General features: G+C 64.9%; 21 protein-coding genes. 7 read left to right on the top strand and 14 right to left on the bottom strand.

Annotated elements, in window-relative coordinates; translation table 11 throughout:
* Positions 1 to 52: 52 nt before the first annotated feature.
* Together ABWP89_RS17285 and ABWP89_RS17290 are read right to left on the bottom strand one after the other, a co-directional pair.
* Complete coding sequence (locus ABWP89_RS17285; protein ID WP_353230888.1) at positions 53 to 697, bottom strand: HNH endonuclease; 645 nt, start codon at positions 695 to 697, stop codon at positions 53 to 55.
* A 106-nt stretch (positions 698 to 803) separates the two neighbouring features.
* A complete protein-coding gene (locus ABWP89_RS17290) occupies positions 804 to 1,727 on the bottom strand; it encodes a LysR family transcriptional regulator (RefSeq protein ID WP_353230889.1) in 924 nt (307 codons plus the stop codon).
* Between the two features lie 141 nt (positions 1,728 to 1,868).
* On the opposite strand from ABWP89_RS17290, the gene ABWP89_RS17295 reads away from it, so the two are divergent.
* The 3 genes from ABWP89_RS17295 to ABWP89_RS17305 all read left to right on the top strand — a co-directional run bounded on the left by ABWP89_RS17295 (position 1,869) and on the right by ABWP89_RS17305 (position 3,605).
* Entirely contained in the window at positions 1,869 to 2,420 is a 552-nt protein-coding gene (locus ABWP89_RS17295) for a carboxymuconolactone decarboxylase family protein (protein WP_353230890.1), read from the top strand.
* Positions 2,421 to 2,538: 118 nt separating this feature from the next.
* Complete coding sequence (locus ABWP89_RS17300; protein ID WP_353230891.1) at positions 2,539 to 3,141, top strand: pyridoxamine 5'-phosphate oxidase family protein; 603 nt, start codon at positions 2,539 to 2,541, stop codon at positions 3,139 to 3,141.
* The gene (locus ABWP89_RS17305; protein WP_353230892.1) at positions 3,141 to 3,605 is read left to right on the top strand and encodes a nuclear transport factor 2 family protein; all 465 of its coding nucleotides are present in this window, start codon (positions 3,141 to 3,143) and stop codon (positions 3,603 to 3,605) included. The genes ABWP89_RS17300 and ABWP89_RS17305 overlap by 1 nt, the downstream gene beginning before the upstream one ends.
* 36 nt (positions 3,606 to 3,641) lie before the next feature.
* On the opposite strand, the gene ABWP89_RS17310 is transcribed toward ABWP89_RS17305, so the two are convergent.
* The 5 genes from ABWP89_RS17310 to ABWP89_RS17330 all read right to left on the bottom strand — a co-directional run bounded on the left by ABWP89_RS17310 (position 3,642) and on the right by ABWP89_RS17330 (position 9,580).
* Positions 3,642 to 4,283 carry an urea amidolyase associated protein UAAP2 gene (locus ABWP89_RS17310; RefSeq protein WP_353230893.1) on the bottom strand — a complete coding sequence of 214 codons (642 nt, stop codon included), beginning with the start codon at positions 4,281 to 4,283 and terminating at the stop codon, positions 3,642 to 3,644.
* A gap of 7 nt (positions 4,284 to 4,290) precedes the next feature.
* A complete protein-coding gene (locus ABWP89_RS17315) occupies positions 4,291 to 5,067 on the bottom strand; it encodes an urea amidolyase associated protein UAAP1 (RefSeq protein ID WP_353230906.1) in 777 nt (258 codons plus the stop codon).
* A gap of 97 nt (positions 5,068 to 5,164) precedes the next feature.
* Complete coding sequence (locus ABWP89_RS17320) at positions 5,165 to 7,585, bottom strand: TonB-dependent receptor (protein ID WP_353230894.1); 2,421 nt, start codon at positions 7,583 to 7,585, stop codon at positions 5,165 to 5,167.
* 115 nt (positions 7,586 to 7,700) lie between these two features.
* Positions 7,701 to 9,224, bottom strand: a complete 1,524-nt coding sequence (locus tag ABWP89_RS17325) for a methyl-accepting chemotaxis protein (RefSeq protein WP_353230895.1) — start codon at positions 9,222 to 9,224, stop codon at positions 7,701 to 7,703.
* A gap of 14 nt (positions 9,225 to 9,238) precedes the next feature.
* Positions 9,239 to 9,580 (bottom strand): hypothetical protein, encoded by a 342-nt coding sequence (locus ABWP89_RS17330; protein WP_353230896.1) that lies wholly within the window; start codon positions 9,578 to 9,580, stop codon positions 9,239 to 9,241.
* 207 nt (positions 9,581 to 9,787) lie between these two features.
* Here ABWP89_RS17330 and ABWP89_RS17335 point away from each other — a divergent pair, with 207 nt between their 5' ends.
* The 4 genes from ABWP89_RS17335 (at position 9,788) to ABWP89_RS17350 (ending at position 12,464) form a co-directional block, all read left to right on the top strand.
* A complete protein-coding gene (locus ABWP89_RS17335) occupies positions 9,788 to 10,588 on the top strand; it encodes a prolipoprotein diacylglyceryl transferase family protein (protein WP_353230897.1) in 801 nt (266 codons plus the stop codon).
* Positions 10,536 to 11,900: a radical SAM protein gene (locus ABWP89_RS17340; RefSeq protein WP_353230907.1), complete on the top strand. Its 1,365-nt coding sequence runs from the start codon at positions 10,536 to 10,538 to the stop codon at positions 11,898 to 11,900. Before ABWP89_RS17335 ends, ABWP89_RS17340 begins: the two co-directional genes overlap by 53 nt.
* On the top strand, positions 11,897 to 12,115 hold the full coding sequence (locus ABWP89_RS17345; RefSeq protein WP_353230898.1) for a hypothetical protein: 219 nt from the start codon (positions 11,897 to 11,899) through the stop codon (positions 12,113 to 12,115). Before ABWP89_RS17340 ends, ABWP89_RS17345 begins: the two co-directional genes overlap by 4 nt.
* A gap of 64 nt (positions 12,116 to 12,179) precedes the next feature.
* Positions 12,180 to 12,464, top strand: coding sequence for a hypothetical protein (locus ABWP89_RS17350; RefSeq protein WP_353230899.1), 285 nt, complete (start codon positions 12,180 to 12,182; stop codon positions 12,462 to 12,464).
* 201 nt (positions 12,465 to 12,665) lie between these two features.
* Here ABWP89_RS17350 and atzF read toward each other — a convergent pair whose 3' ends face one another.
* The 7 genes from atzF to ABWP89_RS17385 all read right to left on the bottom strand — a co-directional run bounded on the left by atzF (position 12,666) and on the right by ABWP89_RS17385 (position 22,710).
* Positions 12,666 to 14,438, bottom strand: coding sequence for an allophanate hydrolase (gene atzF / locus ABWP89_RS17355; protein WP_353230900.1), 1,773 nt, complete (start codon positions 14,436 to 14,438; stop codon positions 12,666 to 12,668).
* Positions 14,435 to 18,082 (bottom strand): urea carboxylase, encoded by a 3,648-nt coding sequence (uca, locus tag ABWP89_RS17360; RefSeq protein ID WP_353230901.1) that lies wholly within the window; start codon positions 18,080 to 18,082, stop codon positions 14,435 to 14,437. The genes atzF and uca overlap by 4 nt, the downstream gene beginning before the upstream one ends.
* The gene (locus tag ABWP89_RS17365; RefSeq protein WP_353230902.1) at positions 18,083 to 18,862 is read right to left on the bottom strand and encodes an ABC transporter ATP-binding protein; all 780 of its coding nucleotides are present in this window, start codon (positions 18,860 to 18,862) and stop codon (positions 18,083 to 18,085) included.
* Positions 18,859 to 19,689, bottom strand: a complete 831-nt coding sequence (locus tag ABWP89_RS17370) for an ABC transporter permease (protein WP_353230903.1) — start codon at positions 19,687 to 19,689, stop codon at positions 18,859 to 18,861. Before ABWP89_RS17370 ends, ABWP89_RS17365 begins: the two co-directional genes overlap by 4 nt.
* A gap of 25 nt (positions 19,690 to 19,714) precedes the next feature.
* The gene (locus ABWP89_RS17375) at positions 19,715 to 20,770 is read right to left on the bottom strand and encodes a putative urea ABC transporter substrate-binding protein (RefSeq protein WP_353230908.1); all 1,056 of its coding nucleotides are present in this window, start codon (positions 20,768 to 20,770) and stop codon (positions 19,715 to 19,717) included.
* Between the two features lie 157 nt (positions 20,771 to 20,927).
* Positions 20,928 to 21,869, bottom strand: coding sequence for a LysR family transcriptional regulator (locus ABWP89_RS17380; RefSeq protein ID WP_353230904.1), 942 nt, complete (start codon positions 21,867 to 21,869; stop codon positions 20,928 to 20,930).
* A 106-nt stretch (positions 21,870 to 21,975) separates the two neighbouring features.
* Positions 21,976 to 22,710: an SDR family NAD(P)-dependent oxidoreductase gene (locus tag ABWP89_RS17385; protein ID WP_353230905.1), complete on the bottom strand. Its 735-nt coding sequence runs from the start codon at positions 22,708 to 22,710 to the stop codon at positions 21,976 to 21,978.
* Positions 22,711 to 22,892 lie beyond the last annotated feature (182 nt).

Below are 22,892 nucleotides of genomic sequence, written 5' to 3' on the forward strand. Positions count from 1 at the left end.
CGGGTGGGGAGGCGGGGCGGGCGGTATGAGTTCACGTCAGTGAACTTTGGTATTATTGCCCGCCGAACGCCGGGCAATCGGTCTCTTCGGCGCAATAGCGTTGATACGCGGCCACCCAGTCGGTTTGCAGCGCGGTTTGCGCGGTGGCCAGCGGCACGGGGGGGGCGCCGGGCGGCGGGTCACACACCAGCCGGTACAACCGGAATTCCAGCCGGTCCTTGGCCCAGGCGTTCATCCCGTCGCCGCTGCGGCTTTCGGGCCAAAGGTTTTCCTGCACATCACGGCCCCCCAGCGACAGCGGCACGAGGTGGTCCACTTCCCACGAATGGCCGTTATCGTGCGGGTTTTCGATGCCATATTCTTCAAACACGGCATCTTTCAGATGGGTGGAGGTGTGCCGCGCCGCCTTTGAATAGGTCAGATCGCCGCCGCGCACGGGCGGATCACCCGGTGCCCAGTCATGCGCGCAGATATCGCCATCGCCGACCCCCGTATCGATCGCGCCTGGGGTCAGCCGGCGATCGGGCAGCGTCCCTGCGGGCAATTGGGCGGCGGAGAGCGGCGCCACGCTGGCCGGCTGATGAAACAGCACCCATGCCACCACCAGCGCCACGGCCAGCGCGATCAGGATCAGCGCGATCAGGGTCCAGGGTGGCCCGCCGGGGCGGGGCGGACGATAGCGTTGGCCTTTGATCATCACACCCTGTTGGCACGCCGCAGCAGAGCTTGCCAAGCGGGTTTGCTGCCAATGTGGCCGATCCTGCACCCGGGGACGGTGATACCAGGTCGCGCCTGGCGCGGATTCACACCCCCGGCCCCGGTCGCAGTGCAGCGCGCAGCCGTGGCGCGGCAAAGTCCAGAAATGCCCGCAGTTTCAACGGCAGAATCGCCTGGCCCGGGTGCACCAGCTGCACCGGGATCGCGGGCGGTTCCCATGCGGTCAGGATCAGGCGCAGGGCGCCCGCCGCCACGGCATCGGCAACCTGATAGGACAGCAATCGCACAAGTCCGGTCCCGGCGACCGCAGCGGCACGGGCCGCCTCTGCCGTGTTGACCCGCAGGCGTGGCGCGATCGGTATTGACAGCGCAGCCGCGTCCGCCCCGAACGACCAGGCCGCGTTTGACCACATGTCGGTGGAATGCAGCCCTTCGAACATGACGCAATCATGCTGTGCCAGATCGTGCGGAGTTTGCGGCACGCCATGTTCGCCCAGATAATCGGGGCTGCCACAGACCACCCAGCGGATTGCGCCCAGTTGCAGCGCGCGCATGCTGCTGTCGGGCAATGGGCCGATACGGATGGCCGCATCGATCTGATGATCGGCGATGGTGATGACATGGTCATTCAGCACCATGCGCACCTGAATTTCGGGATAGGCCTTCAGAAACGCCAGCACCACCGGTTCGACATGCAGTTTGCCAAACATCACCGGCGCGGTGATCGTCAGATGCCCGCGCGGGACCCGGTATTCACCCGCGGCCGTCCGTTCGGCATCGTCGATATCCTCCAATATCCGGCGGCACGCCAGGACATAGCCTTCGCCCGCTTCGGTCAGCAGCAGCTTGCGGCTGGTGCGCACCACCAGCTGCGCGTGCAGATGTGCCTCCAGCTCAGACACTTTGCGGCTGACGGTGGCCAGCGGCATGCCCAGTTTTCGCGACGCCGCAGACAGGCTGCCGCCATCCACTGCCGCGATCAGCGTTTTCATCGCATCGAACCGGTCCATCGTGCCTGCCGAAATTCCATTGCACCTTCCGAAACATGGAAGGATAGCTTTTGATATTACCGGATAATGCATGTCACGGGAAGCGCCTAAATCAAACCCGCAGGCCAATCACGGCGTGTTCAGCCCGAAAGGTTTCCCCCCATGTCCCGTATCGCCACCCCCGCAACCATTGCCGACGCCCCCGAAAAATCGCAGCCATTGCTCGACGCCGTCGTCAAACAGATCGGCAGCGCGCCCAACATGTTCCGCCTGATCGGCGTCAGCCCGGCTGCGCTTGAAGGCTATCTGGCGATGTCGGGTGCGCTGGGCAAAGGCGCCCTGCCCGCCGCGACCCGCGAACGCATCGCGCTGGCCGTTGCCGAGGTGAACGGTTGCGATTACTGCCTGTCGGCGCATGCGTTTCTGGGCAAAAATCTTGGCCGGCTGGATGATGCCGAAATCACCGCCAACCGCAGCGGCGCGTCTAACGATCCCAAGGCCGATGCCGCCGTGCGGTTTGCCGCCAGCGTGGCGCGCCAGCGTGGCCATATTGCCGAGGCTGATTTCGCGGCAGTCCGCCTGGCCGGCTATACCGATGCGCAGATCATCGAAATCGTGCAGCATGTCGCGCTCAACGTGTGGACCAACTACGCCAACACGGTGTTCCAGACCGAGATCGACTTCCCCGTGGTAACCGCGCGCCAGGCCGCCTGACCCTGTTGCGGGCGCTGATTGCCCCCCGGTCGGCGCCCGCACCACCCGTTTGCCCGTTTGGCGCCCGGCCGGTGCAGCACGGTTGCCCCCACGCCCCGATTGCACAAGGGTTGCCGGCATGACCCCCTCCAGCGACATCGCCTTTACCCCGACGGTCAAGGCGCTGCAGGCCGCGCGCGGTTCGCGCGATGCCTATGCCCGGCAAGAGGCGCGCGGCGGTTTCCGCACCGTGATCAACCAGGACCTGGCAGAGTTTGTCGCCGGCATCGATACCGCCTATCTGGCCACCGCCAACGCCGCAGGCCAGCCCTATGCGCAGCATCGCGGCGGCCCCCGGGGGTTCATCCGCGTGATCGATGACCACACGCTGGCCTTTGCGGATTACACCGGCAACCGGCAATACATCTCGACCGGCAACCTGGCCGACAACGATCAGGCATTCCTGTTCCTGATGGATTATGCACACAAACGCCGCATCAAGATCTGGGGCCAGGCCCGCGTGTCGGATGATCCCGCGATCATCGCGCGGCTGATGCCCGAAAACTATCGCGCGCGGCCCGAACAGGCGATCCTGTTCACCGTCACGGCCTGGGATGTGAACTGCCCGCAGCATATTCCGCAGAAAATCGATGCCGCCGAGGTTGCCGCCACGATCGATCATCTGAACGCGCGCATTGCCGAACTCGAAGCCGAAAACGCCCGATTGAAAGGACACCTGTGATGAGCCGCCCGCCTTTGCCCCCATTCACCGACGAAACCGCCGCGCACAAGGCGCGCCTGGCCGAAGACGCGTGGAACAGCCGCGATCCCGCGCGGGTCGCGCTGGCCTATACGTCCGACAGCGCGTGGCGCAACCGCGCAGAATTCATCACCGGGCGCGCCGAAATTGAGGTTTTCCTGGCGCGCAAGTGGGCGCGCGAGCTGGACTATCGGTTGATCAAAGAGGTGTGGGCGCATGCCGCCAACCGCATCGCGGTGCGTTTTGCCTATGAATACCGCGACGACAGCGGCACGTGGTTCCGCGCCTATGGCAACGAAAACTGGCAATTCGATGCAGACGGCCTGATGGAACGGCGGCTGGCCAGCATCAACGAACATCCGATCAACCCGGCCGAGCGCAAATTCCACTGGCCGCTGGGACGCCGGCCCGACGATCACCCGGGTTTGAGCATGCTTGGGCTGTAGAAGGGCGCGCGCGGCACGCAATACCCCGGTCGATTGCTAATCCGCTGCGGCGACGATCATGCGCACCGCGGTCGGGTTGAAACCGTTGCACGGGTTGTTGATCTGCGGGCAGTTCGACACCACCACCACCACATCCATTTCCGCCACCAGATCGACATGCAGGCCGGGCGCCGACAGGCCATCGACGATGCCCAGCGACCCATCGGCCTCAACCGGGACGTTCATGAAAAAATTGATGTTCGACACCATATCGCGCTTCGTGCGGCCATAGTCGGCATTGGCCAGCAGGAAATTGTCGACACAGGCATGTTGCGCCTTGGTGTGGTGGCCATAGCGCAGCGTGTTGGATTCGCAGCTGCACGCGCCGCCGATGGTATCGTGCCGCGCGACCGAGGTGGAGCCCACGGTCATCATCGGCCGCCCTTCGTTCGACAGCAGTTGCGTGCCGGTGTTCAGATAGACATTGCCCTGCGCGGCAATGGTATCCTGCGCGCTGTACCGTTCGGCATCGTCGGCCGCGGCGTACAACAGAAAATCGACCGCCTGGTTGCCCTCCAGATCGACAATCCGCAGCGTTTCGCCCTTTTTGACCAGATGGTGCCACGGTGCGCGCGCGGCCACCACTTCGTCGTGAACGATGCGCCCGGGCAGATCGGGTACGGGGGTGTTGGGGATCATCGCGGGCCTACCTCTGGTAATAGTCTTCAACGTTTTCGAACGCGCGCAGGCCTTCGGGCGTGTGCAGGCGGATCGGGTCATCCATCGGGGTAACGGGTCCCCGCCACGCGGTCGCGCGCACCGGGGTCACGGCATAGGCCCCGCGCGGATCGCGCACATGCGGGCAATTGGCCAGCACCACGATCACGTCCATTTCCGCGCGCAACGTCACGTGTTGCCCCGCTGCAAACGGCCCGACATCCAGTTCGATCGCGCCATCGGCGGCGATCGCGACCGGTTTGAACCAGTTGATGCAGGGGTGGATATCGCGGCGGTTCATCCCGTATTTGGCCAGCGCGATCACAAACCGGTCGCGCGCATTGGGGTGCGCGCCGTGGTTGAACCCGTCACCATATTTGCGCGCGTTCGACGCCAGGTTCGACGCCCCGCAAAACGCATCATGGCCGCGCGCGTCATCCTCTAGCACCGACAACAGCACCCGGCCCATGTCCGACAGCAACAGCCGCCCAGCGCCCAGATAGGCGTTCCACTGGATCTTTACCGTGTCGGCCACGTTCAGCCGTTCGACCGGGCGTTCGGCATTGAACACCAGCATCGACACCGCGGCATCACCCTGCAGGTCGGTCAGCCGCAACCGGCTGCCGCGGTTGAGCACGCGCGCGGCATAGCCCCCGGCGGCAATCGTTTCGTCCCACACCACCGCATCGGCGGTGACCCCTGCGGGCAGCGCGGTCGCGGCACTGGCGGGGATGGTCGGCATCGCTTCAACCCGGGTGCCGGCCATCGCACGCGCATGGGCACGCGCACCGGCCGGATCGGCAGTGGTGCTGGGTGTGGTCAACGCACCGGTTCCTCTCAATCGTATGGTTTTAAAAAGGGATTCAGCTGACCAGTTTCAGCGTCACGCCGATCGTGCGCGGGTGCACGGTGTACCCTTCGGTCACGGTGTTGATCTGCGGACGCTGGATGATCGTCTGGTTGTCGAACAGGTTCTTGGCATACAAGGTGATCTGATGCGGTCCAAAGCGCAAGCCCACGCTGGCATTCACCACGCCATAGGCCGGGTTGTAATAATTGGTGTCGGTCATCAGATAGCTGCCATAGCTGTGCCCGGTATAGGCATAGTTGACCAGCGCCACCACTGCTGCCGACGCGTTGATCGGGTGCAGGTAACTGGCCCCGGCGGTCGCAGTGAAACCGGGCACGGCAATCAGGTGCTGGCCCACCGCGACAGTGGTGGCGTTGTTCGACCGGATCACTTTGGCGTTGTTGACGCTGGCCGAGGCATTGACCGACAGGCTGGAGTTCAATTTGAAACCGGCTTCGGCCTCGGCGCCCCAGATCCGCGCATCGCCGATGTTGCTGGTGAAATAATAGCCGCAGGTGGGCAGATAGATCTGCTGCTGAATGTTTTTCCAGTTGGTGACATAGCCGGCGGCGTTGACGCGGATGCGCCGGCCCATAAATTCGTTCTTGGTGCCGACTTCATAGGTCCACAGGCTGTCGGACTGAAACTGGGTCGGCTGTGATGTCTGGCCGATCGCCTGAAAATCGCCGTTGCACACCGATGTCGGGCCATAGACAATCGGCCCGGTCGGCCCCGGCAGGCGAAAGCCCTTGGCGGCGGTGGCATAGACCGAATTGCTGCCCGAAAGATCGTGATACAGCGTCGCCTTTGGCAAAAACGCGTGGCTGGTGCCGGCCTGGGTATAGGGCGCGGCCGGCGGTTGCCCGGCGGTCTGATAGCCCAGGTTGCCGATCTGGTAGAACCCGGTTTCGACCGAGACGTAATCTTCGTGCGCGGTGGAAAAACGCCCGCCCAGATCCAGTTTCCAGCCCTTGGCAAAGGCGATGCTGGCCTGGCCAAACACCGCGAACTGCTGCTGGCGATAGGTGCGATCGTCGCTTTCATCGATGTCGTTCGGGAACAGCGGGATGGCCGGGCCGCCATTTTCCTGGCCATACGTCGGGTTGCCAAACGCGTTTTGCACCGCCGAGGTATCCAGCGCAAAACCATACAGCGATTGGAACGTGGTGTTGATCCCGTCGATCGTCTGGTAATTGGTGTTGTGCACGGTCTGCGTGGCGTAATAGGCGCCGGCGACCCATTTCAGCCAGCCGGCATAGGCACTGCTGTCGTTCGACGACAGCCGCAGTTCCTGGCTGAATTGCCGATAATGCGTGCGATAATGCACCACCGACGGCAGATTGGCGATAATGCTGTCGTTTTGCGCGGCCTGATCGGGATAGACCGTGTCGAGGAAGAACAGCGCAAACGCGGTGCTGTTGAAATAGGTGCCATCTTCGATCCGCGCGGCGACGCGGTCATACAGCCCGGTGACCGAGGTCAGATCGGCAAAGCCCATGCTCTTTTTGATCGACAGGCTGCCCAGCATGACAGTGTCCTGGCTGGGTTCGGCCACCAGCTTGTTCTGCGTCCACAGGCCATGATCGGGATAGAACGCGGCGTTATCGGCATTGTTGGCGCGCTGGTAAAAGAACGCCGGGGTGACGGTCAGCGTCGCGTCCGGGGTCCAGGTCGCGCTGACCCGCGCGGTCAGGCTGTCGGCGCTGTTCACACCCTTTTTGTCGAGCGTACCGCCCGGCGTGTAATGATCCACCCAGCCGCTGTCGTTCTGGTAGGCGACACTGGCGTGCAGCGCCAGCTTGTCACGCACCAGCGGCAGATTGAATGTCCCGGTGGTGGCATAATTGGTCCCGCCATGCTGTGTGCCTGACAGATCACCGGTGACCGTCGCGCCCAGCTTGTCGGCCGTGGCCGGACTGGTGATGAACCGGATCGTGCCGCCTTCGGAACTGTCGCCATACAGCGTGCCCTGCGGCCCGCGCAGCACTTCGACCCGTTCGATATCGGGCAGCCGTACATCGATCGACCCGTCGCGATAGAGGTTGGGCACCGTGATCGACACATCATCGAGATAGAGCCCGACGGTCGATGCGCCCGATACGGAACTGACCCCGCGGATGACGATATTGGTGCGCCCTTCCTCACCCGCCACCGCATTGAACGCGACGCCGGGTACTGCGCGGCTAAGATCATCATAACTGGTGATCTTCTGGTCTTTCAGCGCGGCGCCCGACAGCACCGACAGGCTGATCGGCACGGTGCGGATATCTTCATTGCGCTTTTGCGCGGTAACGATGATGGCATCGCCGCCGCTATCCGGCGCGGGCGCCTCCGCGGCTGGCGCCGCCGGCGCCGATTGCGCATAGGCCATCATTGGAAACAGCGTCGCCAACGCTGATACGGCGGTGAACAGCCCGGCGCGGCGTGATGACATGATTATCGACCTCAATGCTGCTGTGCAGTGCAGCATGGAAATTGCCGATCGTTACCCCATCACGCTAGACGCCATTTTTTGATGATAGGCATAGATCTTATCTATGGCTATCACGTCACGCCGCCTGGCGCCTTGGCGCACGCTCGCTGGTGTCGGTCGAAAACCGCTCCACCGCATCGGCCAGCAGCCCGGTTTCATTTGCCAGCGATCGCAGTGCAGCGTGGCTTTGTTCGACCATCGCGGCATTGCGCTGGGTGGTTTGATCGAGCGCGCCAAAGGTATCGCGCACGCCGGCCAGATTTTGCGCGGTATCGCCCACCGCACGGGTGATCTCGGCCACATTGTCGGTAAACGCGGCCACGTCATCCACCACATCGCGCAGCACCACGCCGGTCTGGGCGACCAGATCGACACCTTCGCCCACCAGCGCGGTAGAGGTGGAAATCAGCGTGCGGATATCGCGCGCGGCGTCGGCGCTGCGCTGCGCCAGCGCGCGCACTTCGTTGGCGACCACCGCAAACCCGCGCCCGGATTCGCCCGCCCGCGCCGCCTCTACCCCGGCATTGAGCGCCAGCAGATTGGTCTGAAACGCGATCCCGTCGATCAGGCTGACAATCTGGCCGATCTCGCCCGACGAATGCTGAATTTTTTCCATCGTCGCGGTGGCGCTGGCGACCACCTGGTGGCCGGCGCGCACGCGTTCACCACTGCGCTGCATGGCGGTGCTGGCGGCCTGGGCGCGGGTCAGCGTGCCGCTGGCCAGATCGACCAGATCGCCAATGGTGTGCATCGCCGTCGCAACCATGCTGGCCTGGGTTTCGGTGCGTTGCGCCAGATCCTCTGACGCGATGCGAATTTCGCCGGTGCCGGTGCGGATCTGGCCTGACGCATGCACCACCTGGCCGATCAGCGCTGCCAGTTTGTCCAGCGCCTCGTTGAAATCAACCCGCAACGGTTCAAACGTTGCCGGCAGGGGAACCGCAATCTGCCCGCGCAAATCACCCGCCGCCAGCCGTCGCAAACCTTCGCCAATGGCGGTCAGCGCGGTTTCCCGTTCACGTGCGCGTTCTTCGCGTTCGCGCGCGGCGGTCTGTTCGATCCGTGCGGCCGCGGCCTGCGCCTCTGCGCGGGCCAGCAACAGGGTTTCCAGTTGCAGGGCGATCATCACCAGCGCGCCGGTTTCGACCACCACCACCACGGCATGCAGTACCACCCGGCCAAGATTGCCAGCATCGCCAAACACCAGCGCCGGCGCCAGCAGATTGAGCGCCAGATGATGCACCGCGGTGACCGCTGCCCCGGCCAGCACCGGGCGCCAGTCGGCCAGCACCACCAGCACCGCGATCGCTGCGAAAAAGGTCATGTGCAGGTCGATCTGCCACGCTGCGCCGCTCCACTGCAGCAGCAGCACGGCGCAATACAGCGGCAGCGTTGCCCCCAGCACCGTGCGCGTCAGCCCGTCGGCAGCCCCGCGCATCAGCGCCAGCGTTGGATAGACCACCAGCGCCAGCGCCAGCAAGGGCGGAACAAACCCGCTGCCGGCAAACGCCGCCCCCGCGACCACCACCAGGCTGGCCAGCCACGCCACCCCGGTGACGATGCGCACCCCTTGCATTCGCAGTGCGGCCAGTTCGTCCATGGCATGATGCCCTTTCATCGTGAAATTGTCTGGCCCGGCGCGGGCACCTGGCATGCGGCAAAAGGCGCGGCCAGCGGCAGCACGCCATGGCGCAGCAGTACCAGCACCGGCACTGGCCCATCGGCGCGCACCAGCAGGCTGCCGGGAATGGCCCCGGCGCGCAGCACGGCCAGTGGTGGTGCAATATCGCGGCCGATCGCATCGCGCAGCGCCGCGCCATGCCCGGCAATCCGGATCAGCAGCACCGCGCCGCCCGGGCGCGGCGCAAACAGCGCAACGACCAGCACCGCGATGACCAGCGCGACCTGCCAGGCCGCCGCCGCCTTCATCACTCTGCCGGTATTGTCGATCGCCATTTGCGTCCCCCGGGTCAAACCATCAAGGACATGACCATGGGCGCAGGCCAGCGAACAAAGCCTGCGCATGGCGATGCGTACATTTCCCGATGGTTTAAAGCGCACTACCTAAAGAGATAAATATTTGCCTGACGTCGGTCCCTGCCAATGCGGCCGGCATTGCGCCGGGCTGGACTTTGTACCAGCGCGCCGTCAGGGTTGGTGGCGATGATCGTGGTTCCGACCGCGCCCTGGGCGCACATGATTGGCGATGCCGGTGGCTGGGTAACGTCCAGCCTGGTGGCCTGGTGGCAATACCGCCGCTGGCCGGGACAGGCGCAGCGCATGGCGCGGATCACCGGTCCATCCTATTTTGTGGTGCTGGCACTGGGCGGAGTGGTGGGGGCGTGGCTGGCCGGATCGCTCAATACCGTGCCGGCCGGGCTGGCGCCATCGCACAGCATCGCCGGGGCGATCGCCGGGGCGATTGCCGGCGTTGAGCTGTGGAAATGGCGGCATGGCGTGCGCGTTTCCACCGGCGGTGCATTTGCGCTGCCACTGGCCGCCGGGATCATGGTCGGGCGCTGGGGCTGTTTGTTTGCCGGGCTGGCCGACCAGACTTATGGCGTGGCGACGCGGCTGCCGTGGGGGGTCGATCTGGGCGACGGGGTGTCGCGGCACCCCGTGGAAATCTATGAATCGCTGGCCATGGCGCTGTTCCTGGCGGTGACGGTCGCGGCGCGTCGGCGTGCTGCTGACTGGGCCACCACGCGCGTGTTTTATGCCTTTGTCATCTGGTACGGGGCGCAACGTTTCGGCCTGGAATTCCTTAAGCCCTATCCAAAACTGATCGGGCCGTTCAATCTGTTTCACGGGCTTTGTTTGGGATTCATACTGTATGGGATTGCATGGTGGCGAAGCGCCGATCGCGGAACGCAAGCCGGCGGCGTATCTGTTTCACAGCCAGACGACCAGCTTGTGCGAAACCTGTCTGGAACCGGTGCCAGCCAAAGTGATCGTGGAGGATGAACGGGTCTATTACCTGAAACGCTGTCGCCGGCACGGCGTGATGAAAACGCTGATCAGCGACGATCTGGAATATTGGCGCGCGCAAAAACTGTGGCTGAAACCCGGCGACCGGCCGCTGACCGCACAGACCCGGACCGAGGCCGGGTGCCCGTTCGATTGCGGGCTGTGCCCCGACCATGAACAGCACAGCTGCCTGGCGATCCTGGAGATCAACCAGGCCTGCGACCTCGCCTGCCCGGTATGCTTTGCCGATGCCGCCAATGTGCACGGCAGCCATCGCCCGCTGGCAGAGATCGAACGCATGCTCGACGTGCTGGTCGCCAGTGAGGGCGAACCCGATCTGGTGCAACTGTCGGGTGGGGAACCGACGCTGCACCCCGATTTCTTTGCCATTCTCGACGCGGTGAAACGCCGCCCGATCCGCCACGTGATGATCAACACCAACGGCGTGCGCATTGCGCAGGACCCGGCGTTTGTGGCGCGGCTGGCCACGTACAAGCCCGCGCTGGAAGTGTATCTGCAATTCGATTCGCTCAACGATGATGCGCTGATGGATTTGCGCGGCGCGCGACTGTCGCGCATCCGCCGCGCCGCGTTGACGGCGCTGGAACTGGCGGACCTGTCGACCACGCTGGTGGCGGTGATCAAGCGCGGGATCAACGACCACGAAGTGGCCGATATCGTGCGCCATGCGCTGGAATGGACATGTGTGCGCGGGGTCACGTTTCAGCCGGTGCAGGATGCCGGCCGCAATGACGGGTTCGACCCCAACGAACACCGCGTGCTGTTGACCCAGATCCGTCGCGAAGTCGGCAAATCGGGGGTGTTTGAAACCGATGACATGATCCCGCTGCCCTGCAACCCCGACCAGATATCGATCGGCTATGGCCTGCGCAGCGGCAGGGACGTGACCCCGATCACGCGGTTGATCCCGCGTGAGGTGATCCTGCAAGGGCCGGCCACGGTCGTTTACGAGGCCTTTCCCGACCTGCGCGCGCGCATTTTCGATCTGCTGTCGCTGTCGACGGCGCAGGTGAATACCGAAGAAAAACTGGCCGGGCTGTTGTGCTGCCTGCCGCAGGCGATGGTGCCGGCAGAGCTGAGCTATGCCAATTCGTTCCGCGTGGTGATCATGCAGTTTCTCGATCGCTACAATTTCGACCTCGCCACGGTGAAACGCAGCTGCGTCCATTTCGTCACGCCAGAGGGCGGAATCTATCCGTTTGATACCTACAACACGTTCTACCGCGCCGGGGCAGAAGGCGCGCGGGTGGTTGCCCGGCACCGGGCGCTGGCGGGAGGTCGGTCGTGAAGGGACTGCTCGGCGGCGTGATGATCGCCATCGGCATCCTGATGGTGGGAGCCAGCGGGCTGTGCTCCGCCACGGTCCTGTCATCGGTTGCCAGCAGCGAAATGGTATTCTGGGCGATTGTGGTCGCGATATTCGGCGGTACGCCGTTTGTGGGTGGGATCGCCCTGGTGCTGGCCGGACGCCACGTCATGCGCCGTGCGCGCGAGGAAGCGTGACCGGCATCGCAAAATTCCAACACCAGGCGCAAATGAAGCACCGCGCAACTCCAGGAGCAAAGGCATGAGACAGTTGCTGGGCGGGCTGCTGCTGGCAGCGGGCATTCTGATCGCCGGGGCGAGCGGGCTGTGTTCGGCCATTTACGTCGTCGCCGGGCTGGGCCTGATCGTGCAAACCGTCAAGCTGGCCAATGCGATGATGGCACTGCTGGTCGGGCTGGGGCTGCTACTGTTTGTCGGCGGGATACCCTTTGCCGTGGGTATGGGCCTGATCAAGCTGGGGCGCTGGATCAGAAGCGACGTTTCAAAGCCCGGCCGGAAAGGTCCCGGTGGAGAAAATCGGGACTGATACCAGTCGTCAGTTCAAACGACTCGTCATTCCCGACGGGATCGGGAATCCAGCAATACATCAGACGCGGCAGCGTCTTTGCCGGAAGGCAATCTGCCTAGCGGCAGGAATGCTATCGCATTCAATGTTTGCTGGATTCCCGATCCCGTCGGGAATGACGAATGAAAACAACTGAAGGCTTCAATGATACCGCCGTCCGCCTTATCCGCGTGACGCGATATAGGCCCGCCACCCGCCGAGATCGGTAATGTCCGCTGCGCCGGTCAGCGCGCGCGGTTCAGCGACAAACCCCTTTACCATGCTGCCGTCGGCCAGCGTGACCGTGCCGATTGCCAGCGGCGGCGGAACTTCGGCCACAAAGCTGCCGAATGATGCCATATCCAGCTGGTACACTTCAACCGCAATGCTCGCGCCGGTCGCATCGTGAACCAGTGCGGGTTTTGGCGGCACGCTGTCGGCCATGGCGTATAGGCGATAGGTGGGCGCGGTGGTGGTGGTCGCCACCAGCGTGGCATTGCGTGATGTCAGCTGCCAGTGCAGCGGCATGCCTTCCAGATGGGCGCCGACGACGGCAAGGTGGACTGTTTCCATTTTTGCAGGCTCCAGATCAGGCGAAGGTGCGGGATAGGGATCATCAGTCAACCATTGCGCGGCGGCGGCAATCAGCGCGCGGTCGGTCCAGGCCGGGCCGATCAGCGTCACGCCAAACCCGGTGCCATTGCGCCGCCAGCCCGCCGGCACCGCAATCGCCGCCATATCGAGCAGGTTCACGAAATTGGTATAGAGCCCCAGGTTGCTGTTGAGCGCGATCGGCGCGGCACGCATTTCGGCAATTCGATAAATCGTCGGCGCGGTGGGCAGGCACAGCGCATCGATTTCGCCCCACATCGCATCGGCCACCTGTTTCAGTTCGGCCAGGCGATACACGCCCTGAAACACTTCGACCGCACTGCGGCCCAGCCCGCCTTCGACAATCGTGCGCACCACAGGGTCGATGCTGTCGGGATGGCTGTGCAAAAACGCGCCCATCGCGGCGGTACGCTCGGCCACCCACGGCCCGTCATACAGCAGCCGTGCGGCTTCGCTCAGCGGGGTCAGGTCGATTTCGATCAGTTCCACACCCGTGGCCACCAGCCGGTCGAGCCCCTGCGCGTACAACCGCTCTGCCGCCATATCCCCCAGAAATTGCCGCTGGTGCGGCAGCGGCACCCCCACGCGTTGCAGCGCCAGCGGCACATCGGCCAGCGCGCGTGACCACGCATCAGCCGGATCATGCCCCGCCACCACCACATCGACCAGCGCGGCATCGGCAGCATCATGCGCAAACACCGTGATGCAATCGATCGATCGGCAGGCGGGCACCAGCCCCGCCGTGCTCCACCGGCCCTTGGTCGGCTTGAACCCGATCAGCCCGTTGAATGCCGCCGGCACCCGGCCCGATCCCGCCGTATCGGTGCCCAGCGCGATCGGCACCAGCCCCGCCGCCACCGCCACTGCCGATCCGGAGCTGGACCCGCCGCTGACATAGGCGCGGTTGAACACGCAGGCGGGCGCGCCATGCGGGCTGCGTGTGCCATTCAGCCCGGTGGCAAACTGGTCCAGGTTGGTCTTGCCCACCGGCACCGCGCCCGCCGCGATCAGTCGCGCCACCACGGTCGATGACCGGTCCGGGTCATAGGAAAAATCGGGGCAGCCGGCGGTGGTGGGCGCGCCCGCCAGATCGATATTGTCCTTGATCGCGAACGGCACCCCGGCCAGCGGCAGTGTCTCACCCGCCGCCACGCGCGCATCCACAGCACCGGCCATGGCCAGCACCGCTTCGTCGGGCAGGCGATGAATCCACACCGCCGGCTGCACCAAGGCATAGGCGGCAATCCGCGCCAGCGTGTCGCGCGCCACGGCCTCTGCGCTGGTGGAGCGCGCGTTGACCGCGGCGGCAATCGCGGCGGCGGTGGGGTGTGTCACCGCGGTCATGCCGGTTCGATCGCCAGCAGCGCCGCGCCGGGCTGAATCAGCTGGCCCTCTGCCACATAGACCCGGCGCACCACCCCGGCGGCGGGGCTGGGCACCGGACATTCCATTTTCATCGCCTCGATCACCGCGATCGGGTCGCCCACCCCGACCGTGCTGCCCTCTGCAGCCAGCAATTTCCACACGCTGCCACCGAACGGCGCCTCGACCAGGTCTGACCCCGCCGGCAGATCGATCGCGGCATCGTCATCGCCAACATCTGCCCCGGCGTCGGCCAGCGCGGCCACCCGGTCAAATTCGCCGCTGTCCTGCCAGCGTGCGCGCTCGGCATCGAACGCGGCCTGCCGGGTTGTTTCAAACGCCATGATGGTTTCGGCATTGGCGGCACGAAACGCGCGGTAATCGGCCAGCCGGAATTCGCCCTCGTCGATGCGGATCGCGCGGCGGCCCAGCGGGAAATCGCGCCGCCAGTCGGTCAGTTCGTCATGCGACACCGGAAAGAATTTGATCCGGTCGAAAAACCGCAACAGCCATGGCTTGCCATCGCGAAACGCCGCGTTCTGGCGGCCCGAACCCTCGTAGGTGTTCCACACCTGAATGGTGCGGCCAAACAGCTGGTATCCGCCCGGCCCCTCCATGCCATAAATGCACATGTATGCCCCGCCGATACCGACCACGTTGGGCGGGGTCCACGTGCGCGCGGGATTGTATTTGGTGGTCACCAGCCGGTGGCGCGGATCGACCGGCGTGGCGACCGGCGCACCCAGATAGACATCGCCCAGCCCCAGCACGAGGTAATCGGCATCGAACACGATCCGCTGCACAGCATCGACGCTGTCCAGGCCATTCACCCGGCGGATGAATTCGATGTTGTCGGGGCACCACGGCGCATCGTCGCGCACCGCGGCCATATATTTGTCGATTGTCTGGTAAATCGCCGGATCGGCCCACGACAGCGGCAGATGCACCATGCGGGACGGAATCGCGAAATCGTCCAGCCCGCCCAGCCGTTCTTCTGCCGCCACCAGCGCGTCGATCAGCGTGGCCTGCGACAGCAGACGCGCATCATAATGGATCTGCACCGACCGCACGCCTGGCGTCACGTCGATCACCCCGGGCAGCGCCAGCCGGTCGAGTTCCAGCATCAGCGCATGCACGCGCAGCCGCAGTTCCAGATCGAGCACGATCGGGCCATATTCGACCAGCAGGTGCCGGTCACCCTGCCGCCGATAGGTCGCCGCCGGGCGCACGCCCTGCGCCGGGATGGCATGCAGGATTGGCGATGCCGGGGGGGGGGCGTCGCCGGCGAACGGCGGCGGGGCGGCCAGCGTTTGCACCAGCGCATCCTGCGCCAGTTCGGCGTGGCGCGCCTCTGCCTCTGACACCGGCACGAAATGCACGGTGTCACCGGGCGCCAGTTGCCCCGCCTTCCACAGATCGGCCTGGATCACTACGAACGGGCAGACAAACCCGCCCAACGATGGCCCGTCCGGCCCCAGAATGATCGGCATGTCGCCGGTAAAATCGACCGCACCGATGGCATAGGCATTGTCGTGGATGTTCGACGGGTGCAGCCCCGCCTCCCCCCCGTCACGCCGCGCCCATTCGGGTTTCGGCCCGATCAGCCGCACCCCGGTGCGGTTGGAATTGTAATGCACACGCCAGGGCGTGGCGCAGATCATCGCCACATCAGAATCGGTAAAGAAATCGGGCGCGCCGTGCGGGCCGTAAAGCACGCGCATATGCCAATCATTGCCGATTTCGGGCACCAGCGCGGGCGCCAGCGCCGCCGTTGGCTGCGCGGGAGCATCCAGCAGATGCAGCGTATCGCCGGTCATCACCGCGCGGCCCGCATGCCCGCCAAATTCGCCCAGCGTGAACGCGCTGCGGCTGCCCAGATAGACCGGCGCGTCGATCCCGCCGGCCAGCGCCAGGCACGCGCGCATCCCGCCGCCCTGCACCCGGCCAACCCGCAACACTTGCCCCGCAACAACCTCGACCGGGGTCCAGCGCGGCACGGGCGCATTGTCCAGCGTAGCGCCGCACTCTGCCCCGGTCAGGCAGATCCGCGTTGCGCCCTGAAACAGCAGCGACGGCCCGGCGGCGGTAATTTCCAGCCCCGCCGCATGATCATCATTGCCCAGCAGCCGGTTGCCCAGCCGGAACGACAACGCATCCATCGGGCCAGAGGGCGGCACGCCAACATCCCACAGCCCGATGCGCCCGGGATAGTCCTGCACCGTGGTCGCCGCACCCGCCGCCAGCACGCGGATCGCGGTCGGCGCCCAGTGGAATTCGCCCAGGGCGCGCGTCGAGACCTGCCCGCTGACAAAGGCCGCGCTGCGCACCACGGCGCGCAGCCAGCGCAGATTGGTTTCGATGCCCGCCAGACGCGTCGCATCCAGCGCCGATTGCAGCGCGATGATTGCCGCTTCACGCGTGTCGGCAGTCACGATCAGCTTGGCCAGCATCGGATCATACCATGCAGGCACCACGCTGCCGCTTTCCACCCAGCCATCCACGCGCAACGCGGCGCGGTCTTCGGCTGGAAACGCAACCTCGATCAACCGGCCAGAGCTTGGCTGAAAGTCCTGCCCCGGGTCCTCCGCATACAATCGCACCTGAATCGAATGGCCTGCGGGCGCCGCGACAAAGCCGTCGAGAAAGGCAAAATCGCCAGCGGCGCCGCGCACCATCCATTCGACCAGGTCGACCCCGGTCACCTGTTCGGTCACCCCGTGTTCGACCTGCAGCCGGGTGTTGACCTCCAGGAAAAAGAAATCGTCACGTTCGGCATCGTACAGAAATTCGACCGTACCCGCAGAGCGATAGTTCGCGCCTGCGGTCAATCGCACCGCCGCATCGATCAGCGCCGCGCGGGTGGCAGGGGGCAGATGCGGCGCGGGGGTTTCCTCCACCACTTTCTGGTTGCGGCGTTGCAGCGAACAATCGCGTTCGCCCAGCGCCACCACGTTGCCCGCGCCGTCGCCAAACACCTGCACCTCGATATGCCGTGCGCGCGCGACATAGCGTTCCAGGAAGACTCCATTGTTGCCGAAATTGCCCGCACCCAGCCGCGCGACCATGGCAAAGGCATCGGCCAGTTCGCTGTCGTCGGCGCACACCTTCATGCCAATGCCGCCGCCGCCGGCGGTCGCCTTCAGGATCACCGGATAACCGATCCGGGCCGCTTCGCGCGCCGCCTCGGCCGCGTCGGTCAGCAGCCCGGTGCCGGGCGCCAGTGGCACGCCATGCGCCTGGGCCAGATCACGCGCGGTGTGTTTCAGCCCGAAGGCGCGGATATTGTCCGCCGTCGGCCCGATGAACACGATCCCGGCCGCAGCACAGGCCGCCGCAAAATCGGTGTTTTCCGACAGAAAGCCATAACCGGGGTGGATCGCATCGGCGCCGCTGGCCTGCGCCGCCGCCAGAATCGCCGCAACATCCAGATAACTTTCGGTGGCGGGTGCCGGGCCGATCCGCACCGCCTCATCCGCTTCGGCCACATGGCGCGACCCGGCGTCGGCATCGCTGAACACCGCTACCGATCCGATGCCCATGGCGCGCAGTGTGCGAATGATGCGGCAGGCGATGGCGCCGCGATTGGCGATCAGGACTTTGGCAAAAGGCGGATTGCTGGGCAACATTCAGGCACTTTCGGGGGAAATATCAGGGCCGGCTGCCGGCGGCGCGGTCTTGCGCAGCAAGGGCACGTCATAGGTCGCGGTGGCGCCATAGCGGTGCGGCGCGTGCGGATCGTGGCGCCGTTTGTCGAACGCCAGCACGCGCGTGCCCAGCTTGAACGCTTCGCCAATATCGTGGGTGACCATCACCACGGTCAGGCCATGGTCACGCCACAACCCGCCGACCAGATCGTGCATATCGGCGCGGATGCCGGGATCGAGCGCGCCGAACGGTTCATCCAGCAGCAGCACGCGCGGGTGTTTTACCAGCGCCTGCGCCAGCGCCAGCCGTTGCTGCATTCCGCCCGACAATTGCGCCGGATACTGGTCGCGCGCCGCGCTCAGCCCCACCGCATCCAGCATCGCCGTCGCCTCTTCCAGTGCGGCACGGCGCTGCGCACCGAACAGCCGGCCCAGCACTGGCGCGGCCGCACATTCCAGCCCGAACAGCACGTTGCCGATCACGGTCAGATGCGGAAACACCGAATAGCGCTGAAACACCACGCCGCGATCGGGCCCGCATTCGGCCGGCATGGCCGCGCCATCAAAGGTGATGGTGCCGCGGGTGGGGGCCTCCTGCCCCAGGATCAGCCGCAGGAATGTGCTCTTGCCCGCGCCCGATGGACCGACCACCGAAATGAACGCGCGCGCCGGAATCGCCAGGTTGACGCGTTCCAGCACGACCTTGTCGCCATATTCGACCCAGACATTGCGGAATTCCAGCAGCGGCGGCGCGTCGGTCATCGCGCACCCCCGTGCCCGGCATTGCCCGCCCAGGGAAAGCCGGCCCGCGCCACCCATTGCAGCAGCGTATCGGCCAGGATCGCCAACAGCGAAATCCACGCCACATAGGGCAGGATGATATCCATCGCGAGATAACGCCGCACCAGAAAGATGCGATAACCCAGGCCCACGTCGGACGCGATCGCCTCTGCCGCGATCAAAAACACCCAGGCCGGGCCCATCGAAAAGCGCAGGGTTTCAATCAGCCGCGGCATCATCTGCGGCAGCGCCACGCGGATCGCCACCACCCACGAATTGGCGCCCAGCGTCTGCGCCTTGATAAACTGTTCGGCCGGCAGCCCGGCAACATGCGCGGCCAGATCGCGCGTCATATAGGGCGCGATACCGATCGCGATCAGCGCGATTTTCGCCGCTTCGCCCAGCCCCAGCGCGATGAACAGGATCGGCAGCACCGCGATCGGCGGGATCACCGCGATCACCGTGATCACCGGGCCCAGCACCGCCCGCGCGATCGGCAGCACGCCCAGCAACAGGCCGAGCGTAAGCGCGGTCAGCGTCGCCAGCAACAGCCCCGCACCCATCCGCGTCAGGCTGGCCACGGTATCGGCCAGCAGCGTGATGTGCCCCGACACCGGGTCAATCTGTGTCGCCATCCGCCACAACGCCGCGCCCATGGCGAACACCGTCGGCAGCACTTTGTCGGCCGGATTGTCGGCATGGCGCAGCGCCGCCGCCACGGCATAGGTCAGCGCCAGCAGCAACAGCGGGATCGCCCCGGCCATGATCCGCCCACGCCGGCCGGGCCGCAGATTGATCAGGCGGGTCATCGCGCGCGCGCTCCTGCTAAGCCGGTCACAGCTTGCCGTCGGCGGCCATCTGCATGAACGCAGGATCAAAGCGCAGTTTCACGTTGTTGGCATCGCCCAGCGTCTTGCCGCCGGGAAACAGGATGCCGATCGCATCGACCGAGGTTGCCGCCGGGCCAAACAGGCCTTTGGCGAACGAAAACTGGCGCACACGGTCGGTAACCGTCATCAGTTCAGGGCTGGTCGCCAGTTTTACCGCATCGGCGGCGGTATAATACAAATGCGTGGTTTTCAGCTGGCTGTCGTACCCTTCGGGCGTGGTGCCGGCATCGTGCGCCATTTGTGCGCGCGCGGCGGCACCGGCGGCATCGTTGCGCTTCATCACCGCCATCGTGTCATACCAGATCCCCGCCAGTGCCTTGCCCAGTGCGGGATTGGCCTTCAGCGTGGCACTGCTGACCGCCAGCACATCCAGGATTTCGTTGGGGATCTGGTGGCTGTCGAACACCAGTTTGGCGCCCTGGGCCTTTTTTACCTCGGACAATTGCGGGTTCCACGTCACCACCGCGTTGACCGTGGGTGATGCAAACGCGCCGACGATATCGGCATCGCCGGTGTTCACGGTTTTAATATCCGACAGCTTCATACCGGCGGATTCCAGCCCGCGCGCCAGCAGGTATTGCGACACCGACAGTTCGACCAGGTTGACCGATCGGCCCTTGATATCGGCGATGCTGTTCGCGTTTTTCAGCACCACGCCATCGTTGCCGTCGGAATAATCGCCCACGATCACCACCGAAGTATCTTTGCCCCCGGCGGCAGGAATGGTCAGCGTATCCATCGATGTCGCCACCACTCCGTCCAGCTTTCCGGCGGTGTATTGGTTGACCGATTCGACGTAATCGTTGACCTGCACCATCTTGATCGCGATGCCGTATTTGTCGGCCCATTTCTTCACGATCCCGGCCTCTTGCGCATAGGGCCACGGCATCCATCCGGCATAGATCGACCAGCCGATGGTGAATTCTTTCTTCGGCGCCTCTGCCGCGATGCCATCGGCGCTGGTGGTCTTCGCAGACTGGCCGCACGCCGCCAGCGCCATGAGGCTGGCCAACCCAAGCAAACGAAGCGAGATGGAGGGACGGATCACGGCACGGATTCCTTCTTGGCGCTGGAAAGAGGAGGTGCCCAAGCGCAGGCCATCACGCTAGAGCCTGTTTTGTGATGCAGGGCATAGACAATGTCTATGCCTTGCGCTGTCAGCCGCCATGCGGCCGTGCGCGCAACCGGCGCAGGATTTCATCCAGGAACAATTGCGTCGGGGTATCGCGCACCGCGGTTTGCCGCGACAGCAGGTAAATGTCGTACGACGGTTCGACGTCCGCTGGCAGCAGCGCCCACAACCGGTCGCGCAGCACCAGATCCCCCGCCGCCAGCACTGGCAGAAAGCCGATGCCCACCCCCAGGCTGATCAACCGCTTGGCCTCATGCACATCCTCGGCCAGACCGTTGATCAGCGTGCCCAGCCCATAGCGCTGGCGCAGGCGGGTGATGGTATCGAGTTCGTCATCGCCGGTCAGCACAAAGCCCTGATCGCGCAGATCGCTCAACCGCGTGATCCGCCGGCCATACAGCGGATGGTTGCGGTCGCAGTACAGTTGCTGCACTTCCACAAACAACGGTTCGTAATTCAACCCGGCGCGCACGCTGCTGTCGAACCCCACGCCGATTTCCACTTCGCCGCGCTCCAGCGATTCCAGCACCTGCCGCCACGGCGATACGCGCAGTTCGATCTGGATCGCGGGGTGCCGGCGGCGAAAGGTGGCGATCGCTTCATCAAATTCGGGCGACACGATCGATGATATCATCTGGATGCGCACCAGCCCTTCGACCTGCTTCATCGCCTGCGCCACCTGGTGCGGCACCATCCGCGCGGCTTCAAACATATCATCGCAGATCAGCAGCAGCGCGCGCCCCGCCACGGTCAGTTCCACGCCGGTGGCCGACCGCCGCAACAGTTGCGTGCCGATATGGTCCTCCAGCCGTTTCAGCGCGACGCTGATGGTGGGCTGCTGCCGGTTCAATTTGCGCGCCGCCGCGCCAATCCCGCCCGCACGCACGATTTCCACAAACGTGCGCAACAGATTCCAATCCACCCGCGCGGCAAAATTGCGGTCGATACGAACGGCGGGGTCGGACATGCCGGGCACTTTGGCGCAATTGGCGGTGCAGCGCCAGTGGTCACACATTCTCCCCGTTTCGGGGAGAATATTGCGGCGTCAGCTACCGAGCCAAAGCCACCAATCCCTACAACGACAACCCGCCGTCCACCACCAGCGTGTGCCCGGTGACATAGGCCGCCAGCGGCGAAGCGAGGAAAATCGCCGCGCCGGCGAGATCGGCGGGGGTGCCCATGCGGCCCTGTGGAATGCGGGCAAGTGCGCCGGCCAGCCGATCGGCGTGCTGCGTGGTGACGCGGGTCAGTTTGGTATCGACCAGGCCGGGGGCCAGGCCGTTGACACGGATGCCCTCTGCCGCAAAGGCCTGGCCCAGCGATTTGGTCAGGCTGATCGCGCCGGCCTTTGATGCGGCATAGGCGGGGTTGCCGATGTTGGCCTTCAGCCCGGAAATGCTGCTGACCACGATGATTGTGCCTTTGCTGGCGGCGAGATCATCGCGGAACCGCATTGCGCAATGCATCACGCTGTCCAGATTGACTGCCATCACCTGGTCCCACCCGGCGCGCCCGAATTCGCCGCGTTTGTAAAGCACGGTGCCCTGGCACAGGACCAACACGTCCAACCCGCCCGCAGACGGCGCCGCGGCGATCCGGTCGGGATCAGACACATCGACACAGGCGTAGTCCAACCCGGTCAGGTCGCTGCCCTCGGCGGGATCATAATCGCTCACCGCCGCGCGCGTGCCCCACACCGTCACATCGGCATTGCGCGCGCGAAACGCCTGCGCAATGCCGTTGCCAATCCCGCTTGATCCGCCCACCACCAGCACGCGCCGCCCGGTGAAATCGGTGTCGTCGATCATCGTCCGTTCCCCCTTATGCCTGATGAAAACCCATAAGCCCCTCCCCTTCAGGGGAGGGGTTGGGGTGGGGGCCATCCCCAAACGCCGGGTTCTGTTGAGGGCCCCCACCCCCGGCCCCTCCCCTGAAGGCTAGCAGATTCACACATTGCGTTGGGCTCCGAGGAGGTCGCGCGTTCGTTTGG

It is taken from the genome of Novosphingobium sp., from assembly GCF_040398825.1.
Lineage (GTDB): Bacteria > Pseudomonadota > Alphaproteobacteria > Sphingomonadales > Sphingomonadaceae > Novosphingobium.

Excerpts from the sequence above, each read along its gene's own strand:
- ABWP89_RS17285 (WP_353230888.1), bottom strand. The coding sequence starts at position 697 with ATGATCAAAGGCCAACGCTATCGTCCGCCCCGCCCCGGCGGGCCACCC.
- ABWP89_RS17320 (WP_353230894.1), bottom strand. The coding sequence starts at position 7,585 with ATGTCATCACGCCGCGCCGGGCTGTTCACCGCCGTATCAGCGTTGGCG.
- ABWP89_RS17315 (WP_353230906.1), bottom strand. The coding sequence starts at position 5,067 with ATGGCCGGCACCCGGGTTGAAGCGATGCCGACCATCCCCGCCAGTGCC.
- ABWP89_RS17385 (WP_353230905.1), bottom strand. The coding sequence starts at position 22,710 with ATGATCGACGACACCGATTTCACCGGGCGGCGCGTGCTGGTGGTGGGC.
- ABWP89_RS17330 (WP_353230896.1), bottom strand. The coding sequence starts at position 9,580 with ATGGCGATCGACAATACCGGCAGAGTGATGAAGGCGGCGGCGGCCTGG.
- ABWP89_RS17310 (WP_353230893.1), bottom strand. The coding sequence starts at position 4,283 with ATGATCCCCAACACCCCCGTACCCGATCTGCCCGGGCGCATCGTTCAC.
- ABWP89_RS17295 (WP_353230890.1), top strand. The coding sequence starts at position 1,869 with ATGTCCCGTATCGCCACCCCCGCAACCATTGCCGACGCCCCCGAAAAA.
- ABWP89_RS17305 (WP_353230892.1), top strand. The coding sequence starts at position 3,141 with ATGAGCCGCCCGCCTTTGCCCCCATTCACCGACGAAACCGCCGCGCAC.
- ABWP89_RS17300 (WP_353230891.1), top strand. The coding sequence starts at position 2,539 with ATGACCCCCTCCAGCGACATCGCCTTTACCCCGACGGTCAAGGCGCTG.
- ABWP89_RS17370 (WP_353230903.1), bottom strand. The coding sequence starts at position 19,689 with ATGACCCGCCTGATCAATCTGCGGCCCGGCCGGCGTGGGCGGATCATG.
- ABWP89_RS17290 (WP_353230889.1), bottom strand. The coding sequence starts at position 1,727 with ATGGACCGGTTCGATGCGATGAAAACGCTGATCGCGGCAGTGGATGGC.
- ABWP89_RS17365 (WP_353230902.1), bottom strand. The coding sequence starts at position 18,862 with ATGACCGACGCGCCGCCGCTGCTGGAATTCCGCAATGTCTGGGTCGAA.
- ABWP89_RS17375 (WP_353230908.1), bottom strand. The coding sequence starts at position 20,770 with ATGGCGCTGGCGGCGTGCGGCCAGTCTGCGAAGACCACCAGCGCCGAT.
- ABWP89_RS17380 (WP_353230904.1), bottom strand. The coding sequence starts at position 21,869 with ATGTCCGACCCCGCCGTTCGTATCGACCGCAATTTTGCCGCGCGGGTG.
- uca (WP_353230901.1), bottom strand. The coding sequence starts at position 18,082 with ATGTTGCCCAGCAATCCGCCTTTTGCCAAAGTCCTGATCGCCAATCGC.
- ABWP89_RS17350 (WP_353230899.1), top strand. The coding sequence starts at position 12,180 with ATGAGACAGTTGCTGGGCGGGCTGCTGCTGGCAGCGGGCATTCTGATC.
- ABWP89_RS17325 (WP_353230895.1), bottom strand. The coding sequence starts at position 9,224 with ATGGACGAACTGGCCGCACTGCGAATGCAAGGGGTGCGCATCGTCACC.
- atzF (WP_353230900.1), bottom strand. The coding sequence starts at position 14,438 with ATGACCGCGGTGACACACCCCACCGCCGCCGCGATTGCCGCCGCGGTC.
- ABWP89_RS17335 (WP_353230897.1), top strand. The coding sequence starts at position 9,788 with ATGATCGTGGTTCCGACCGCGCCCTGGGCGCACATGATTGGCGATGCC.